This is a genomic window from Streptomyces sp. NPDC048389, assembly GCF_040706335.1.
Lineage (GTDB): Bacteria > Actinomycetota > Actinomycetes > Streptomycetales > Streptomycetaceae > Streptomyces.
In genome coordinates, this window is the sequence record NZ_JBEZKP010000010.1 from 1 (window position 1) to 18292 (window position 18292).

Here is an 18292-nt window from a genome sequence, read left to right on the forward strand (position 1 = left end):
GTCTCCTGCTTCGAGGCCGCCGCCGCGGCGGATCCCGACTGTGCGATGGCCTACTGGGCCATCGCCAACGCCCTCGGTCCGAACTACAACAAGCCGGCGGCCGACGGCGTCGCGGACGTCGCAGCCGACGCGGACGGCGACGGCGCAGGCGACGGCGGGTCGATGGGCGACGGCCCGTCACCCATCACATCCGACGGCCCGCCCGCCGCGGGCTCGCCGAGCGCGTCCCGCGCCTCGCGCGCCATCGGTGCCAGCAGCGGTGAGAAGTTCGGGTTCGTCCGCAGCGCCTCGTCGATGTGCCGCCGCGCCGCACCGTGGTCGCCGAGCTCCCGCTCGATCTCGCCGAGGTGGTACGAGAACAGCGCGCTGCGCAGCCCCTGGTCGGTCGCCAGCCGCGCGAACGGCAGCGCGTCCTTCGCCCGGCCCGCCTTGTACAGCGCCCACCCCATGGCGTCCGCGACGTAGACGCTGCGGTGGCCGCGCCGCCACTCGCCCTGCAGGCGGCGCACCGCGGCGGCCGGGTCCCCGTGGTCGGCCTCGTAGCGGGCCAGCAGCAGGTCCCCGTCGACGCCGTGCTCACCGGCGCGGGTGATCTGCTCCCGCATGAGCTCGTACCGGGTGGCGGCGTCCCCGTTCAGCCCCAGCGACTCGTACAGTTCGCCGGACTCCAGGGCGTACTCGGGCAGCGGTACCTTCGCCAGCGCCGACCGGTAGTCGTCCAGCGCCTCGTCGGTGCGGCCCAGCGCCGCCAGCGCGCGGGCCCGGCCGGCCAGCGACCGGTGGCCGCCCGGCACGGCCTTCAGTGCCTTCGTGTAGTGCTCCACCGCGTCCGCCGCCTCGCCGCGCTCCCAGGCCAGCTCGCCCTCGCGGTTCAGTGCGACGGCCTTCTCCGCAGGGGTGCGGGAGTTCGCGGTCGCGCCGTACGCGAGGGCAGCCGCGTCCTCGCGCCAGCCCTTGTTCCAGTAGACCCGCGCCTCCATCCCCTGCACCCGCGGCCCGCTCTGCAGTTCCAGCAGCTTGTCCATGGCCTTGCCGGCGGCCGCGTATCTGCCGAGCCCGTGGTACGCGTCGATCAGCGCCGGATACACCGTCCAGCGTTCCGGCTGCTGTTTCCTGGCCTGCTCGGCGTGGCCGCGCGCGCCGGCGTAGTCGCGCCGGGCGTTGGCCAGCTCCGCCATCCCCACGAGCGCGTCGACGTTGCCCTTGGCGGCCGGTTCGGCGCTCAGCGACCGCTTCAGCGCGCGCTCCGCCTTCGGGTAGTACGCGGTGTCCCCGAGCCGGGTGCCGCGCTCCACGTACGCGGAGCCCAGCGCCGCCCACGACCGCCGGTCACCCGGATGGTCCCGGACGAAACGCTCCCGGTCGCGGATCAGCGCGTCCAGATCGGCGAGGGAGGCGGGCGCGCCGGTGTCCGCGGCGGCCATCGCCCTGGCCACGGGACCGGGAGCCGGCGGCGGCGCGTCCTTCCCCCAACCGGGTGCGAGCACGATCACCCCGGTGACCAGTGTCGCGCCGACCAGCGTGCTGACAGCGGCGTTCTTCAGGGTTTCGCTCTTCATGGCGCTCACTGTGCGGCAGCGCGCAGCCGATACGAAGAACACACTCTGACCCGCCGAGCGGAACGCAGACGGGTTCACACCGATGGCCCCCGGTGCGAGGCTTGGGATCATGGACGATCTCCTCCAGCGGCTGCACGCCGGTCTGCCCGCCGAAGCCCTGATCACCGATCCGGACGTCACCGCGTCGTACGGCAACGACATGGCGAGCTTCTGCGCGGCGGGCACCCCCGCCGTCGTGGTCCTGCCGCGCACCGTCGAGCAGGTCCGGCACGTGATGCGCACCGCCACGGCACTGCGGGTGCCGGTCGTACCGCAGGGCGCCCGCACGGGCCTGTCCGGCGCGGCCAACGCGTCCGACGGCTGCATCGTGCTGTCGCTGACGAAGATGGACCGGATCCTGGAGATCAGCCCGGTCGACCGGATCGCCGTCGTCGAACCGGGCGTCGTCAACGCCGTGCTCTCCCGGGCCGTGGGCGAGCACGGCCTGTACTACCCGCCCGACCCCTCCAGCTGGGAGATGTGCACGATCGGCGGCAACATCGGCACCGCGTCCGGCGGCCTGTGCTGCGTCAAGTACGGGGTGACGGCCGAGTACGTCCTCGGCCTGAAGGTGGTCCTGGCCGACGGCAGGCTGCTGAGCACCGGCCGGCGCACCGCGAAGGGCGTCGCCGGATACGACCTGACCCGGCTCTTCGTCGGGTCCGAGGGCAGCCTCGGCATCGTCGTGGAGGCGGTCCTGGCGCTACGGCCGCAGCCGCCGGCCCCGCTGGTGCTCGCCGCCGAGTTCCCGTCGGCGGCCACCGCCTGCGACGCCGTCTGCGCGATCATGGAACGCGGGCACACCCCGTCCCTCCTCGAGATCATGGACCGCACGACCGTCCGCGCGGTCAACAAGCTGGCGAACATGGGCTTGCCGGAGACGACGGAGGCCCTGCTGCTCGCCGCGTTCGACACGGCCGAGCCGGCGGGCGACCTGGCCGCCGTCGGCGCTCTGTGCGAGGCCGCGGGCGCGAGCGAGGTGGTGCCCGCGGACACCGCCGCCGAGTCCGAACTGCTGCTCAAGGCCCGCCGGATGTCGCTCACGGCCCTGGAGACCGTCAAGTCGGCGACGATGATCGACGACGTCTGCGTACCGCGCTCGAAGCTCGGCGCGATGATCGACGGCACGGCCGCGATCGCCGAGAAGTACGACCTGACCATCGGCGTCTGCGCGCACGCCGGTGACGGCAACACCCACCCCGTCGTCTGCTTCGACCACCTCGATCCCGACGAGTCGCGGCGCGCCCGCGAGTCCTTCGACGAGATCATGGCGCTCGGTCTGGAACTGGGTGGGACCATCACCGGCGAACACGGCGTGGGGGTACTGAAGAAGGAGTGGCTGGCCCGTGAACTCGGCCCCGTGAGCCTCGAGTTGCAGCGCGGCATCAAACAGACCTTCGACCCGCTCGGCATCCTCAACCCGGGCAAGCTCTTCTGACGCGTCCCGGGCGGACTGCGTCGGTCCGTCCCCCTCAGGCATCGCCGTCCTGAGGGTCCCCCGAGGCGCCGTGCGCCCGCAGCTCGTCCGCCCCGGCCGGAGCGAGCAGTTCGGCCAGGGCCTCGTCGAGCCCCAGCGCCGCCGACTCCGATCCCGGCGGGAGGACCCGCAGCGTCCGCTCCAGCCAGGCCGACACCGCCGTGGACGGCGCCTCCAGCAGAGCGTCCCCATCGGGTGAACTCAACGCCACCAGGATGACGCCGCGCCCCTCGCTCTTCGACGGCCAGACCCGTACGTCCCCGGTGCCGCACGGCCGGAACACCCCTTCGACCAGCAGCTCACGGGCGAACGTCCAGTTGACGGGATGCTCGGAGCCGACGTGAAAGACGATGTGCACGGCACAGGGGTCGTCCGTCCGGTAGGTCAGCCGGGCCGGTACGGGGACGTTGCGCTCCGGCGACAGCACCAGCTTCAGTTCGAGTTCGCGTTCCACCACGGTGTGCATGGGTCTCTTCCTTCCTTCTGTGCCTGCTGCGGCGGCCCGCTGCGAGGGCCTCACAGGAAGAGAGCGACGTGCCCCGCGGTCATGACGCGACTTTCCACGGTAACTTTCCGTGACCATGATGTGACCGGAAAGGGGTCGTTACGGCAGGACCGGCCCGGGGGCGCGCGAGGGTCTGATAGATGTGGTGCCTCGAATTGAGGCATCCGAAGAGATACGGGACCACGGTGATGAGCGCCCCAACCCCGGCCACCGGCGACGGCAGCCCCACACCCGGCTACTACCCGGACCCGTCCATTCCCGGATATGTCCGGTACTGGAACGGCGCGGCATGGGTGCCCGGCACGAGCAGGCCCGCCCCCAGGACGGGCGAAGCGATGCCCGCACCGCCCCGGTCGGCGGCATCCTCCGCACCTGCCCCGGCGGCCCCTGCCCCGCCGGCTCCCTCCGTCGAGGAGACGGGCCCCGTCTTCCTGGACGAGGAGCCGTCGGACGAGCCGTTCCGTCCTGAGCCCGCCACCGCGTGGCAGGCCGACACCGCACGTCAGGGCGGTTTCGGCGGCGACCTCGACAACCGGGTCTCGTGGGGCGGCGATCCCCGCACCGCCGACCGGCCGCCGGCCGTCGACGCGCCGGCCGATCCGCGTCGCCCGGCCGAGCCCGCCCAGCCGGCCGATCCGACCGGCGGCCGGCTGCCAGGCGTACGTTCCGTGGGCCCGCAGTCCGGACCGGTGGCGGGGGAGGTCCCCGGCGGCGTCCGTCCGGTGAGCACGTCCCCTGCGGGGGAGCCGCCGGCGGACGGCACGGTCACCATTCGCGCCGTCCGCCCCGGCCAGGGAACGGGTCCCTCCGGTGCGGGGCAGTCGACGGTCGAGGAAGGGGCGCCCGCCCGCCGCACGCCGGGGCCGCACAAGCCGGCGGAGAACACCGTCACCATCCGGGCGCAGCGCCCGGGGCAGGCCGACGGCACGATGACGAGCCGTCCGGTCGGCGGCGACGCCGAGGCCAAGCCCGGCCCGCAGCCCGCCACCGCCCCCGGGACGTCCGCCGGCCCCCGGACGCCCACCACCTCCCGGACATCCGCCGCGGGCCCGGCCGCGTACCAGGGCCGGCCGGCCGCACAGTCCCAGGCCGCGCCGCAGGCCCCCGTACAGCCCCAAGTGCCCGCGCAGTCCCAGTCCCAGTCCCAGTCCCAGGCCCCGGCGCAGTCCCAGCCGCCGGTGACCAGCAGCGCCGGCGGAGGCGCCGCCTCCTGGGCGCAGCAGGTCCACCAGCTCGCCCAGTCCCCGGGTGCCGGCGACGGCGAACCGGTCCTTCCGTGGAAGCCGCCGGTCAACGATCCGTTCCTGGCCGTCGCGCAGGCCCAGGCAGCCGCCCGGCCCGCCGGCCTCGGCAAGCGGCTGGCAGCCCGGCTGATCGACACGGTGCTCCTCGGAGCGCTGGTCGGTGCCGTGGCCGTCCCGGTCCTCGCGCGGACGCGTGCGCACATCGACGACAAGATCGAGGCGGCGAAGCTGTCCGGCGAGACGGTGACCGTCTGGCTGCTCGACGGCACCACCGCCGTCCACCTCGGCATCGTCCTCGGTGCCCTGCTGATCCTCGGAGTGCTGTACGAGTCGCTGCCGACGGCCAAGTGGGGACGGACGCTCGGCAAGAGGCTGTGCGGTCTGACGGTGGTGGACATCGAGAGCCACGAGCCGCCCGGGTTCGGCGCCGCAGTGCGCCGCTGGCTCCTCTACAGCGTGCTCGGCGTCCTCGTGGTCGGTGTGCTGAACGTGATCTGGTGCCTCTTCGACCGGCCGTGGCGGCAGTGCTGGCACGACAAGGCGGCGCACACGTTCGTGACGGGCTGACCCTGTCGCCGTACGGCTCACGAGAGGGTTCCCCCGAACGCCCGTGAGCCGTTGCGAGGCCCTTGGCGCCGGGGTGCACTGCCCCCATGAGCAAAGATCAGCCGCCGACCGGACCGCCGCCCGACGACGACCCGTTCCGCAAGAGGCCGCAGGAGCCGGAGAGGCCCGGCGAGCCGGCACCTCCCCCTGCTGACGGCCCCGCCGCGGGCGGCGGTTCGCCGTACGACTCACCCTATGGAGGCGCCGGCGGTCCGTACGGTGCCGGTGGCGGGCAGCCTCCTCCGTACGGCGCGGGCGGCCCTTACGGTGGTGCCGACCCGCTCGCGGGCATGCCGCCGCTCGCCCCATTCGGCAAACGGGTGCTCGCCAGGCTGATCGACATGATCATCGTCTTCGTGCCGCTGATCATCATCTCCCTGATCTTCGGCGGCATCGAAGGGAACTACTACGGCGACGACTGGGACGAGGTCACGGACCGGGTGAACTCCGGTGAGCAGTGGCTGTGGTCGCTGATCAGCCTGGTCGCCTACGTCGGCTACGACACGCTCATGACGGCGAAGAGCAACGGGCAGACCGTCGGCAAGAAGATCATGAAGCTGCGGACGGCGATGCTCAACGACGGACGGGTGCCGGACGTCGGCTCCTCGCTTCTGCGCGCGGCCGTGCTGTGGGTGCCCGCCTTGGTGTGCTGCTACTGCATCTGGTGGCTCGTCATCGTCATCACGGTGTTCACCGACAAGCCGTACCGGCAGGGCCTGCACGACAAGGCGGGCAAGACGGTCGTGGTGTCAGCGGCGCAGTGAGTGCTCGCCGGCCCCGGCACCGGCCCCCGTGTGCGTACGCGCCGCGGGGGCGCGGGTGGTGAGTTGGTCAGGGGCGGCGGCAGAGGGGGCCGGGCCCGAGGCGGCGGTCCCGTCCGGCCCGGCCCTGCGGCGCGGCGGCAGCGACGCCGCGACCAGAAGTCCCAGTGCCAGTGCGGCGATACCGATCGCGGCGACCGCGACGCCGTCAGTGGTGCGGGTCAGCAGCAGGAGGGCGACGGTCGAGAAGACGACGGTGGCCGACCCGTAGGCGAGCTGTGCGGCATTCGGACGCGGCATGACGGTATCCGTCCTCGGGACAGGGGCAGGTCGAAGTCTCGGAGGAGTTCGTACTGGTTCGAGACTCTACGACGGTGGATGCCCCTACGGGACCGGCAGTAAGCGTGACCTGACCCACGGTGCCGGTGCACGGGGGGCGCACTGGTTCATTCGTGCACCCAAGTGGCCGAAAAGGTGCGCCTGTTGTCCTGATGCGCCGTCGTCCGAATAGCGGAGCCGTACTCCTGCATAGTGCAGTTGGCCTGTGCAAGTCAAGGTCTGTCTTTTCTTCCTCAACTCCGGTCGAATGTCGTCACTTGAGACGCGATACCGTGCGCGCGGACGACCCCACAATCCGGTCCGCAGCTGCGACGGGACGCGGGGGAGGACACCATCAAGTGACCAGCAAGCGACGGACGTTCAGAGCGTCCGCGGTGCTCGTGGCCCTTGCCGCGACCACTGCGACCGCCTCGGCGTTCACCAGTGCGCAGGCCGACGGCCAGAAGCCGTCGGACCATGCGGGCATCGAGCGGCACGACCCGGCACCGCACAAGGGCCATGTCGAGCACGACCTCGAAGGGCCCTTCAGCAAGCAGCAGGAAGAGCAGCGCCAGGCAGCCCTGGAGCAGGTCATAGCGGGCGAAGCCGATGTGCAGACACGCGGCGGCTCCAAGGTCGTCAAGCTCGACGACAAGAAGTACGTCGAGCTCGAGCGGGAGAAGACCGACAAGATCTTCACCATCCTCGTGGAGTTCGGCGACAAGGTCGACGACACGACGATGTACGACCCGGACGGGCCCGACGGCCCCAAACCGCCCGTCAAGAAGTACGGCGGCAACCCGGGCCCGCTGCACAACCAGATCGCCGAGCCCGACCGGTCGAAGGACAACACGACCGCCTGGCAGGCGGACTACGACCAGCAGCACTTCCAGGACCTGTACTTCGGCACCGGCAAGGACGAGAACGGACGGCCGAAGCAGTCCCTGAAGACCTACTACGAGAAGACCTCCTCCGGCCGCTACTCGGTCGACGGCACGGTCTCCGACTGGGTCAAGGTCGAGTACAACGAGGCCCGCTACGGCTCCAACTACTGCGGCCAGTCCAACTGCGCCAACGCCTGGGACGCCGTCCGTGACGGCGTCAACGCCTGGGTCGCGGACCAGAAGGCCAAGGGCCGGAGCGACGCCGAGATCAAGGCGACACTTGCCGAGTACGACAAGTGGGACCGCTACGACTTCGACGGCGACGGCAACTTCAACGAGTCCGACGGCTACATCGACCACTTCCAGTTCGTCCACGCGGGCGAGGACGAGTCGGCCGGCGGCGGCGAGCAGGGCCCCAACGCCCTGTGGGCCCACCGCTGGTACGCCTACGGCACCGACGTGGGCCGGTCAGGGCCGACGGGCAACAAGGCCGGCGGCGCCCAGATCGGGGACACCGGCATCTGGGTCGGCGACTACACCGTGCAGCCCGAGAACGGCGGCCTCGGCGTCTTCGCCCACGAGTACGGCCACGACCTCGGTCTGCCGGACCACTACGACACCTCCGGCGGCGGCGAGAACTCGACCGGCTACTGGACCCTGATGTCGTCCGGCTCCTGGCTCGGCACCGGCAAGGACACCATCGGCGACCTGCCCGGTGACATGACGGCCTGGGACAAGCTGCAGCTCGGCTGGCTCAACTACGAGACGGCCAAGGCGGCGACGAAGTCCACCCACACCCTGGGCGTCTCGGCGTACAACACCAAGAAGCCGCAGGCGCTCGTCGTCGAGCTGCCGAAGAAGGCCGTCACCACGACTGTCGTGAAGCCCGCGGAGGGCTCCAGGCAGTGGTGGAGCGACATGGGCGACGACCTCAAGAACACCCTGTCCCGCTCGGTCGACCTCACCGGCAAGTCCACGGCTTCGCTGGAGCTCGACGGCTGGTGGGACATCGAGGCCGACTACGACTACCTCTACACCGAGGTGTCGACGGACGGCGGCGCCAACTGGACCGCGGTGGACGGCACGGCCGACGGCCAGGCCGTCCCCCGCGACGCCAGCGACAAGCCGGCCCTGACCGGCCCCTCGGAGGGCCACCGGAAGCTCGTCTACTCGCTGGACGCCTACGCGGGCCAGAAGGTCGATGTCCGCTTCCGCTACCAGACGGACGGCGGCGTGGCCGGCAAGGGCTTCACGGCCGACTCCATCACCGTCACGGCGGACGGCGCGCCGGTCTTCTCCGACAACGCCGAGGGCGAGGTCGAGGGCTGGACCGCGAAGGGCTTCGACCGCATCGGTGAGTCCTTCACGCTCGAGTACGAGCAGTACTACATCGCCGAGAACCGCCAGTACGTGTCGTACGACGAGACCCTCGAGGTCGGCCCGTACAACTTCGGCTTCAAGGCGCCCCGGGACAGCTGGGTGGAGCACTTCCCCTACCAGAACGGTCTGCTGATCTGGCAGTGGGACACCTCGCAGAAGGACAACAACACCAGCGCCCACCCCGGTGAGGGCCTGCTCCTCCCGGTCGACGCCCACGCCAAGCCGATGAAGTGGCGTGACGGCACCCTGCTGCGCAACAGGATCCAGTCGTACGACTCGACGTTCAGCCGGCACCGCACGGACGGTCTGTGGCTGCACAACGCGGACAAGCCGCACTGGTTCTGGTCGAAGCGCGGGAACCCGGTCTTCGACGACCGGAAGGGGACCTACTGGTACCCCGAGAACCCGACGGGCAGCGTCAAGGTAACTGACACCAACACCAAGATCTCGATCGTCGGGGAGCCGCGCCACGGCCGGACGATCACGGTCAAGGTCGGCCCGTCGACCAGGTAATTCGTAACACCGCAGGTTAAAGCGTGATCGGCCGTCGCCCTCTAGCGGGCGGCGGTCGATCGTGTTTAGGTGCGTCTGACCGAGGTTCTTATTGACAGTGACTCACGGGGGAGTGGTTCCGCATGCCCGGCGGAGGTTTCTGCAAGCTGCCGAACGGGAGCGTGGTCGTCGCGCTCAGCCTGCCCAGCCCGGCCGGCGGGGACGGCACGGTCCGCTTCCTGGTCCACGCGGCGAACCGCGCGCGAGCGCTGACGCGGCTGCGGAATCTGGGCTTCCGGGCGGTGTATCTGCGGGGGAACGCGGAGCCGCCGACGCCGGACGAGATCACGGCGGTGCTGCACCACCCCGAGGGCCTGCTGTGGCGCCCGGACCAGGGCGTCTCCCCCCTCTGGCACCCGGCCCGAGCCCTCCTCCGCCACCCGGCCTGACGCTCTGCGGCCCCCGCCGTCGCGGGGCGTCGCGGGGCGCGCGGCGGGCCGTCCGGTCGCCCCGGGTGTCAGACGACCGGCTTGCCGGTCAGTTCCACGCCCGCGCCCCGCAGCTCCTCCAGCGCCCGCGCCGTCGTCTCCGGCGACACCCCGGCCGTCAGATCGAGCAGCACCTGCGTCGTGAAGCCCTCACGCGCCGCGTCCAGCGCCGTCGCACGCACGCAGTGGTCGGTCGCGATGCCGACCACGTCCACCTCGGTGACCTGGCGCGCCCGCAGCCACTGCGCGAGCGTCGAGCCGTTCTCGTCCGTGCCTTCGAAGCCGCTGTACGCGGCCGCGTACGCGCCCTTGTCGAAGACCGCCGAGATCGCGCCGGACGCGACCGCCGGAGCGAAGTTCGGATGGAAACCGACGCCTTCCGTGCCGGCCACGCAGTGCGGCGGCCAGGACCGGGCGAAGTCCGGGTTCTCGGAGAAATGGGCGCCCGGCTCGATGTGGTGGTCGCGAGTGGCGACCACATAGCGGTAGCCCGGCTGGGCGTGGCCGATCAGCTCCGTGATGGCGGCCGCGACATCGGCACCTCCCGCCACCGCGAGGCTGCCGCCCTCGCAGAAGTCGTTCTGAACGTCCACGACGATCAAGGCGCGGTGCATGGCGGGCTTCCTTCGGTGGCTTCGGTGGCTTCGGGGACGGTTCGGGGCGGGTGCGGAGAGGACGGTCGGGGCGGCGGGCGAGCGGAAACGTACGGAACTACCGAGCGTAGACACTCCCCACCCCGTGCGGGAGGGTGCGGGGTGCGGTCATGGGGCCGCGGCGTACTCGTGCCCGATCGCGGACGCTTCATGCGCCCCATGCGAACAGTCAGCCTCACGCGTACTCGGTCGGCCTCACGCGTACTCGGTCGGGATCACGCGGACCCGGTCGGGATCACGCGTACTCGGTCGGGATCACCGGCTCGCCCCGGGAGAGCTGGATCCCCGACATCGGCAGCCCGGTCAGCGCCGCGATGTGCCGGTCGCGGGCCGCGTCCAGCGGCTCGCGGGCGACGACCTCGCCGTCCCTGACCAGTTCCACCAGCAGCTGCTGTTCGGCGAGCTCCGCGGACATCTCCCCGACGCCGACGACCTCGGCCTCCGCGACCCCTTCGGCGTTCCGGCGGCGGGCCGCCCACTTGCGGCCGCCGACCGACAGCTTCCCGCCCAGGGACTTCTTGGCCACGGGCTGCAGCGGGGCCGACGGGTCGGCGGACCGCGCGCGGGCCACGAGCTTGTAGACCATCGAGCAGGTGGGGTGGCCGCTGCCGGTGACCAGCTGGGTGCCGACCCCGTACGCGTCGACGGGGGCCGCGGCCAGCGAGGCGATCGCGTACTCGTCGAGGTCGGAGGTGACCACGATCTTGGTGTTCGTCGCGCCCAGCTCGTCCAACTGCCGGCGCACCCGGTGTGCGACGAGCAGCAGGTCGCCGGAGTCGATGCGTACGGCCCCGAGCTCCGGGCCGGCGATGTCCACGGCCGTGCGGACGGCCTCTGTCACGTCATAGGTGTCGACCAGCAGGGTCGTGCCCCGCCCGAGCGAGTCGACCTGGGCCTGGAAGGCGCCGCGCTCACTGTCGTGCAGCAGGGTGAAGGCGTGCGCGCTGGTGCCCACCGTGGGGATGCCGTAGCGGAAGCCGGCCGCGAGGTCGGAGGTGGAGTCGAAACCGCCGACGTACGCGGCGCGGGCCGCGGCGACGGCGGACAGTTCGTGTGTGCGGCGCGCGCCCATCTCGATGAGTCGGCGCCCGCGCGCGGCCGCCGACATCCGCGAGGCGGCGGCGGCGATCGCGGAGTCGTGGTTGAGGATGGAGAGGATCACGGTCTCCAGCAGCACGCATTCGGCGAAGGAGCCCTCGACCCGGACGATCGGCGAACCGGGGAAGTAGACCTCGCCCTCCGGGTAGCCCCAGATGCTGCCGCTGAAGCGGTAGCCGGCGAGCCAGTCGAGCGTGGGCTCGTCGACGATGCGCCGCTCCCGCAGGAAGTCGAGGACGCCGGCGTCGAACCGGAAGTTCTCGACGGCGTCCAGCACCCTGCCGGTTCCGGCGACCACGCCGTAGCGGCGGCCCTCCGGCAGACGGCGGGTGAAGACCTCGAAGACGGACCGCCGCTCGGCGGTGCCGGCCTTCAGCGCCGCCTGCAGCATCGTGAACTCGTACTGGTCGGTGAAGAGCGCGGTCGACGGCACGTCCACCGGCAGCCCAAGGTCTGCAGCGTTCATGACGCGATGCTAGCGCACATCTCGTCAATCTGACGAGATGTGGTCGCGGACGTGGTTCCGCTCCCGTTCCTGACGGGTCGTCCCTTCCGGGCCGGGCCGTTTGTGCGATGCGGCCCCCCGGGTGGCAGCATGGGTTGAGTGACGATGCCCGTAGAGATCGAACGACCGGAGTCGGCGGAGGAGACGCACGTCGTCCCGGAGCCGGATGTGCCCTGGGTGACGCTGGTGCACAACGACCCGGTCAATCTGATGAGCTACGTCACCTATGTCTTCCAGGCTTACTTCGGCTACTCGAAGGACAAGGCGCACAAGCTGATGCTCGACGTCCATCACAAGGGGCGCGCCGTCGTCTCCAGCGGCAGTCGCGAGGAGATGGAGCGTGACGTGCAGGCGATGCACGGATACGGACTGTGGGCCACGCTCACCCAGGACCGTGGCTGATGAGCTCTCACTTCGAGCCGCTCGACGGTGGCGGTGCGGCCGTACGCCTGGACGAGGTCGAGGTCGCGATCCTGCGCTCGCTCGCCGTCCAGCTCCTCGAACTCATCGGGCCCGGCGACGAGCCCGCGGAGGGCGAGGACCCGCTGACCGCCCTCTTCGCCGAGGGGCCCAGCGAGCCGCCCTCCGACCCGGCTCTGGCCCGCCTCTTCCCCGAGGCGTACGCCGACCCCGAGGGCGGGGTGCCGGACGAGCGGCTGCGGGCCGCTTCCTCCGAGTTCAGGCGCTTCACCGAGAACGATCTGCGCACCCGTAAACGCGAGGACGCGCTCGCGGTCGTGAAGACGCTGGACACCCTGGCTCCCGTCGGTGACGGCGGTGCCGTGCTGGAACTGGACTCCGACGACAGCCTCCACTGGCTCGGGGCCCTCAACGACTTGCGGCTGACCATCGGCACCCGGCTCGACGTCGGCGAGGACGACGAGAACGACGCCCTGTACCGCCTGCCCGACTCCGATCCGCGCAAGCCCATGATCATGGCGTACCTGTGGCTCGGCGCGCTCCAGGAGACGCTCGTCGAGACACTGCTGTCCTGAAAGTGGCTGCCTGTCCCGAGATCGGTGCATACGGCAACCAGTGGTTCCGTTCGCTCAGCGAATGCTCAAATCCGGATAACGATCCCGTCACCGCTCCTGGGTTTCTCCTGCCCACAGGCCCTTGACGGGATGACGTGTGACCTGCGTCACTAACCCCGGTGCGACGTGCGTGGTAGAACTTCGCAACTCGTCCCGCGAACGTGTCCCCGCGATTCGCGGACGGTGGCCGGTTTCCACCGGCGTACGACCTGAAGCACCGGCGTCCGATGTCCGCGGATGCCTGCCGGTGCCCCAGTCGCCGAACGGACAACGGCGTTCGCTCAACCCCAGCCCCGTAAGGCCGGTCGCTGCGCCCTGCGCGCCGCGGCACCCCTCCCCCCCGAGGTAGCAGATGTCACTTGACAGCATCGCCCAGAACATCGATGAGGCCGTCAGCGGTTTCTTCGATCCGGTCTCGACCTTCTTGATGGATGTGGTCTTCTACACCGTTCCCGTCTTCGGGACGGAATTTCCGCTGATCGTCGGCTGGCTGGTCGTGGCGGGTGCCTTCTTCTCCGCGTACTTCGGCCTTGCGCAACTGCGCCACATCAAGACCGCGTTCAGGCTCGTCCGCGGCAAGTACGACCAGAAGAACGCGCCCGGTGAGGTCAACCACTTCCAGGCGCTGACCTCCGCGGTCTCCGGAACCGTCGGACTGGGCAACATCGCCGGTGTCGCCATCGCCATCTCCATCGGCGGTCCCGGTGCCACGTTCTGGATGATCGTCTGCGGTCTCCTCGGCATGGCCACCAAGTTCGTCGAGTGCACCCTGGGCGTGAAGTACCGGGAGATCGACGCGAACGGCAAGGTGTCCGGCGGACCCATGCTCTATCTGCGCAAGGGCCTGGCGGAGCTCGGCAAGCCGGCGCTCGGCAAGGTGCTCGCCACCCTGTCCGCGATCATGATCCTCTTCTTCACCTTCTTCGGCGGGAACCTCTTCCAGGTCAACCAGTCGCTGGCCCAGCTGACGAAGGTCACGGGCGAGGGGGACAGCTTCTTCGCCAGCTCGGGCGGTGCGCTCTTCTACGGCCTGCTGATCGCCGCTCTCGTCGCCCTCGTGCTCATCGGCGGCATGCGCTCCATCGGCCAGGTCACCAGCCGCCTCGTGCCGTCCATGGCGATCATGTACGTCGTCGCCTGTCTCCTGGTCATCGGCTTCAACGTGACCGCGGTGCCCGACGCGATCGGCACGATCCTCACGGGCGCCTTCGACCCGAGCGGTGTCGCCGGTGGTCTGATCGGTGCGCTGATCGTGGGCTTCCAGCGTGCGGCGTTCTCCAACGAGGCCGGTATCGGCTCGGCCCCCATCGCCCACTCCGCGGTGAAGACCAAGCGCCCCGCCACCGAGGGTCTGGTGGCCATGCTGGAGCCCTTCATCGACACCGTGGTCATCTGCACCATGACCGCACTCACGATCGTCATCGCCGGCGGTCCCGCGTACCTCGACGCCCGGGAGAAGGTCGCCAACGGTACGGGTGAGGTCGGCGGCACCGGCATGGGTATCGAGATCACCTCGGACGCCTTCGAGACCGCGCTGCCGTGGTTCCCGTACCTGCTCACCGTCGCCGTGATCCTCTTCGCCTTCTCGACGGTCATCACGTGGGGCTACTACGGCCAGAAGTGCTGGACGCACCTCTTCGGCGCCAGCAAGACGTCCGAGACCACCTACAAGGTCGTCTTCTCGGTGATGGTCGTGGCGGGTGCGCTGCTGTCGCTGGGCACCCTGGTGGACATGTCGGACGCCTTCCTCTTCATGGCGGCCCTGTTCAACATCACCGGCCTCTACTTCCTGGCCCCCGTGGTCAAGAAGGAGCTCGTCAAGGTCCTCGCCTACGTCCGCCGCAGGGACGCCGGGGAGAGCGACGAGGAGATCGAGGCTTCCGAGCTCGCCGAGGAGACCGCCCGCGCAGAGGCGGCCGCCGCCAACTGACGCGCAGCGCCTCTTCCGCTCGTCTCCGCCGGGCCCCGTCCGCACCGTCATCGGTGCGGACGGGGCCCGGCGCCCGTTCCCCGGGAAGCCCCGACCCGGCGCCCCGGTTCCGCCCTGCGGCTTCGTGCCCGGCTGCGCGTTCTCCTGCTTCGTGCCCCGCGGGTCGCGGGCCCCGGTGGCGTACCGGCGGCCCGGGTCGGGAGCCGCGCCCTGACGCCCCGTCCAGCATCCGGGCGGTGCCGTACCGGCCATCGGTACGGCACCGCCCGGATGCTTATCCTGACCCCATGCTGACCATCACCCAGGCCCTCTTCGACCAGATCGTCGCCCACGCCCGTGAGGACCACCCCGACGAGGCGTGCGGCGTCGTCGCCGGACCGGAGGGGACCGGGCGTCCCGAGCGCTTCATCCCGATGCTGAACGCCGCCCGGTCGCCCACGTTCTACGAGTTCGACTCCGGTGACCTCCTCAAGCTCTACCGGGAGCTGGACGACCGCGACGAGGAGCCGGTGATCATCTACCACTCGCACACGGCCACCGAGGCGTACCCGTCCCGCACCGACGTCAGCTACGCCAACGAGCCCGGCGCCCATTACGTGCTCGTCTCGACCGCCGACACCGACGACGCCGGCCCGTTCCAGTTCCGCTCGTTCCGCATCGTGGACGGAGTGATCACGGAGGAGGACGTGAAGGTCGTCGAGGCGTACTGAGGCAGCCCGGGAGCGGGGCCGGAGCGCAGGGCACCGGACGCCGCGCCACCGGCGCCCCGGTCGTCCCCTCTCCGAGCTCGGTCCGCATACCGAGCAGCTGACGTCCACAATGCGAGATCACACTCCGGGATGCGGACCGGGAATCGATACGATGACCGCATGGTTCTCCCTGACGTGAGCGACAAGACGCCGAGCACCCTGCTGCTCGTTGCGCGGCTGCACGTCGACCTGTGCCGCCTCGCCAGCGCGATGTGTACGGACACGCGGCCCGTTCGCCCGTAACAGCTCAGCCTGACGTACGAGCGCACCGCCAGCCAGCACGACCCCCACGCGCGGGGGCCAGAGCCGCGCGCCCCTACGCCACCACGACCACAGGAGCCCCTGTCATGGCCATCGAGGTCCGCATCCCGACCATCCTCCGCACCTACACCGACGGCGCCAAGGCGGTCGAGGGCAACGGGGACACCCTTGCCGAGCTCTTCGCCGACCTCGAGAGCCGCCACAACGGCATCGAGGAGCGCATCGTCGACAAGACCAACGGCGACCAGCTGCGCCGCTTCGTGAACGTCTACCTCAACGACGAGGACGTCCGCTTCCTCGACGGCATCTCCACCAAGCTCTCCGACGGCGACAGCGTCACCATCCTCCCGGCCGTCGCCGGCGGGATGGTCTGATCCCCGATGCGCTACGACTCCCCGCTGGCGGCCGTGGGCAACACGCCCCTGGTCCGGCTCCCGCGCCTGTCGCCCTCCGGCGACGTCCGGATCTGGGCCAAGCTCGAGGACCGCAACCCCACCGGCTCGATCAAGGACCGCCCCGCGCTCCACATGGTCGAGCAGGCGGAGAAGGACGGCCGCCTCACCCCTGGCTGCACCATCCTCGAGCCCACCAGCGGCAACACCGGCATCTCGCTGGCGATGGCGGCCAAGCTCAAGGGCTACCGCATCGTCTGCGTCATGCCGGAGAACACCTCCCAGGAGCGCCGGGACCTGCTCAGGATGTGGGGTGCCGAGATCATTCCGTCCCCCGCGGCGGGAGGCTCCAACACCGCGGTGCGCGTCGCCAAGGAGCTGGCCGAGCAGAACCCGTCCTGGGTGATGCTCTACCAGTACGGGAACCCGGACAACGCGGGCGCCCACTACGCCACCACCGGCCCCGAGATCCTCGCCGACCTGCCGTCCGTCACCCACTTCGTCGCCGGGCTCGGCACCACCGGCACCCTGATGGGCGTCGGGCGCTATCTGCGCGAGCACAGGCCCGACGTGAAGATCGTGGCCGCCGAACCACGCTACGACGACCTCGTCTACGGTCTGCGCAACCTCGACGAGGGCTTCGTCCCCGAGCTCTACGACGCGTCCGTGCTGACCACCCGCTTCTCGGTCGGCTCCGCGGACGCCGTCACCCGCACCCGCGAACTCCTCCAGCAGGAGGGCATCTTCGCCGGGGTCTCCACCGGCGCGGCACTCCACGCCGCGATCGGCGTCGGCAGGAAGGCGGTCAAGGCGGGCGAAACGGCGGACATCGTCTTCGTCGTCGCCGACGGCGGCTGGAAGTACCTGTCGACGGGCGTCTACACGGCCGAAACCACCGAAGCGGCGATCGACACCCTGCAGGGCCAGCTCTGGGCCTGACCACACCGGCCCGCGCCGACCCACACCGGTCACAACTTCATACGAACTGCGAGATGTCACCCCTCGTCCCACCCCCGGGACGGGGGGTGACATCGCACACAACACGGGGCGGCCGAGGAGCGACCGGCCCTTTCGCGCCTTACGCTCGACGGACCGCACGACCTTCCCCCAGCCCTCCCCGTCCACGGAGGTTCCAGCTCCATGAAGCTCACCGTCGTCGGCTGCTCCGGGTCGTTCCCGTCCGCGGAATCGGCCTGCTCGAGCTACCTCGTAGAGGCCGACGGCTTCCGGCTGCTCCTCGACATGGGCAACGGCGCCCTCGGCGAGCTGCAGCGCCACTGCGGTCTCTACGACCTCGACGCCATCTTCCTCAGCCACCTTCACGCGGATCACTGCATCGACATGTGCGGGTACTTCGTCGCCCGCTACTACCGCCACGACGGCGGGCGCTGCCCCGCCATCCCGGTCCACGGCCCCGAAGGCACCGAACAGCGGCTGACCACGGCATACGCCGACACGCCTTCCGCCTCGTCCATGAGCGAGGTGTTCGACTTCCACACGCTGAAACCGGGGCACTTCGAGATCGGCCCGTTCTCCGTGCGCACCGAGCGGCTGGCACACCCCGTCGAGGCGTACGGCATCCGGCTGGAGCACGGCGGCAGGACGCTCACGTACTCCGGCGACACCGGCGTGTGCGACGGCCTGGACGACCTGGCCGCCGGCGCGGACCTGTTCCTGTGCGAGGCGTCCTTCACGCACGGCAAGGAGGACATCCCGGACCTCCACCTCAACGGCCGCGAGGCGGGAGCCTACGCCCGGCGCGCCGGCGCGGGCCGGCTGGTCCTGACCCACATCCCCCCGTGGACGGACCCCCGGCAGACCCTGAGCGACGCCACCGCCGTCTACTCCGGCCCGACGGACGTCGCCCACCCGGGGGCGGTGTACGAGGTCTGACGCCGTACGGCCGTCGGCGTACGA

Annotated in this window: 18 protein-coding genes; 13 read left to right on the plus strand and 5 right to left on the minus strand. The window is 70.6% G+C overall.

Going from position 1 to position 18292, the window contains the following annotated elements:
• Window positions 1-83 precede the first annotated feature (83 nt).
• Window positions 84-1559: a tetratricopeptide repeat protein gene (locus AB0903_RS10045; RefSeq protein WP_366700914.1), complete on the minus strand. Its 1476-nt coding sequence runs from the start codon at window positions 1557-1559 to the stop codon at window positions 84-86.
• 109 nt (window positions 1560-1668) lie between these two features.
• Here AB0903_RS10045 and AB0903_RS10050 point away from each other — a divergent pair, with 109 nt between their 5' ends.
• Complete coding sequence (locus AB0903_RS10050) at window positions 1669-3036, plus strand: FAD-linked oxidase C-terminal domain-containing protein (protein ID WP_366700916.1); 1368 nt, start codon at window positions 1669-1671, stop codon at window positions 3034-3036.
• Between the two features lie 34 nt (window positions 3037-3070).
• On the opposite strand, the gene AB0903_RS10055 is transcribed toward AB0903_RS10050, so the two are convergent.
• Window positions 3071-3541 (minus strand): SsgA family sporulation/cell division regulator, encoded by a 471-nt coding sequence (locus AB0903_RS10055; protein ID WP_366700918.1) that lies wholly within the window; start codon window positions 3539-3541, stop codon window positions 3071-3073.
• Between the two features lie 227 nt (window positions 3542-3768).
• Between AB0903_RS10055 and AB0903_RS10060 the strand changes: the two genes are divergently transcribed.
• Together AB0903_RS10060 and AB0903_RS10065 are read left to right on the plus strand one after the other, a co-directional pair.
• Window positions 3769-5391, plus strand: a complete 1623-nt coding sequence (locus AB0903_RS10060; protein ID WP_366700920.1) for an RDD family protein — start codon at window positions 3769-3771, stop codon at window positions 5389-5391.
• 86 nt (window positions 5392-5477) lie between these two features.
• On the plus strand, window positions 5478-6194 hold the full coding sequence (locus AB0903_RS10065; RefSeq protein ID WP_366700922.1) for an RDD family protein: 717 nt from the start codon (window positions 5478-5480) through the stop codon (window positions 6192-6194).
• Here AB0903_RS10065 and AB0903_RS10070 read toward each other — a convergent pair.
• Window positions 6180-6491: a hypothetical protein gene (locus tag AB0903_RS10070; protein ID WP_366700924.1), complete on the minus strand. Its 312-nt coding sequence runs from the start codon at window positions 6489-6491 to the stop codon at window positions 6180-6182. The two genes, AB0903_RS10065 and AB0903_RS10070, sit on opposite strands and share 15 nt — an antisense overlap.
• 377 nt (window positions 6492-6868) lie before the next feature.
• Between AB0903_RS10070 and AB0903_RS10075 the strand changes: the two genes are divergently transcribed.
• Complete coding sequence (locus AB0903_RS10075; protein WP_366700926.1) at window positions 6869-9286, plus strand: immune inhibitor A domain-containing protein; 2418 nt, start codon at window positions 6869-6871, stop codon at window positions 9284-9286.
• A gap of 122 nt (window positions 9287-9408) precedes the next feature.
• Window positions 9409-9714, plus strand: coding sequence for a hypothetical protein (locus tag AB0903_RS10080; protein ID WP_366700928.1), 306 nt, complete (start codon window positions 9409-9411; stop codon window positions 9712-9714).
• 68 nt (window positions 9715-9782) lie between these two features.
• On the opposite strand, the gene AB0903_RS10085 is transcribed toward AB0903_RS10080, so the two are convergent.
• Together AB0903_RS10085 and AB0903_RS10090 are read right to left on the minus strand one after the other, a co-directional pair.
• Window positions 9783-10367 carry an isochorismatase family protein gene (locus AB0903_RS10085; protein ID WP_366700930.1) on the minus strand — a complete coding sequence of 195 codons (585 nt, stop codon included), beginning with the start codon at window positions 10365-10367 and terminating at the stop codon, window positions 9783-9785.
• Window positions 10368-10641: 274 nt separating this feature from the next.
• A complete protein-coding gene (locus AB0903_RS10090; RefSeq protein ID WP_366700932.1) occupies window positions 10642-11970 on the minus strand; it encodes a nicotinate phosphoribosyltransferase in 1329 nt (442 codons plus the stop codon).
• A 144-nt stretch (window positions 11971-12114) separates the two neighbouring features.
• On the opposite strand from AB0903_RS10090, the gene clpS reads away from it, so the two are divergent.
• The 8 genes from clpS to AB0903_RS10130 all read left to right on the plus strand — a co-directional run bounded on the left by clpS (window position 12115) and on the right by AB0903_RS10130 (window position 18268).
• Entirely contained in the window at window positions 12115-12411 is a 297-nt protein-coding gene (clpS, locus tag AB0903_RS10095) for an ATP-dependent Clp protease adaptor ClpS (protein WP_356890206.1), read from the plus strand.
• Window positions 12411-13004: a DUF2017 domain-containing protein gene (locus tag AB0903_RS10100; protein WP_366700934.1), complete on the plus strand. Its 594-nt coding sequence runs from the start codon at window positions 12411-12413 to the stop codon at window positions 13002-13004. Before clpS ends, AB0903_RS10100 begins: the two co-directional genes overlap by 1 nt.
• Before the next feature lie 391 nt (window positions 13005-13395).
• On the plus strand, window positions 13396-14973 hold the full coding sequence (locus AB0903_RS10105) for an alanine/glycine:cation symporter family protein (protein ID WP_366700935.1): 1578 nt from the start codon (window positions 13396-13398) through the stop codon (window positions 14971-14973).
• A gap of 287 nt (window positions 14974-15260) precedes the next feature.
• Complete coding sequence (locus tag AB0903_RS10110) at window positions 15261-15683, plus strand: M67 family metallopeptidase (protein ID WP_366700937.1); 423 nt, start codon at window positions 15261-15263, stop codon at window positions 15681-15683.
• A gap of 159 nt (window positions 15684-15842) precedes the next feature.
• Window positions 15843-15965 (plus strand): putative leader peptide, encoded by a 123-nt coding sequence (locus AB0903_RS10115; protein ID WP_366700939.1) that lies wholly within the window; start codon window positions 15843-15845, stop codon window positions 15963-15965.
• Between the two features lie 104 nt (window positions 15966-16069).
• Complete coding sequence (locus tag AB0903_RS10120; protein WP_356889390.1) at window positions 16070-16357, plus strand: MoaD/ThiS family protein; 288 nt, start codon at window positions 16070-16072, stop codon at window positions 16355-16357.
• Window positions 16358-16363: 6 nt separating this feature from the next.
• The gene (locus AB0903_RS10125; RefSeq protein ID WP_366700942.1) at window positions 16364-17314 is read left to right on the plus strand and encodes a cysteine synthase; all 951 of its coding nucleotides are present in this window, start codon (window positions 16364-16366) and stop codon (window positions 17312-17314) included.
• Between the two features lie 201 nt (window positions 17315-17515).
• Entirely contained in the window at window positions 17516-18268 is a 753-nt protein-coding gene (locus AB0903_RS10130; RefSeq protein ID WP_366700944.1) for an MBL fold metallo-hydrolase, read from the plus strand.
• Window positions 18269-18292 lie beyond the last annotated feature (24 nt).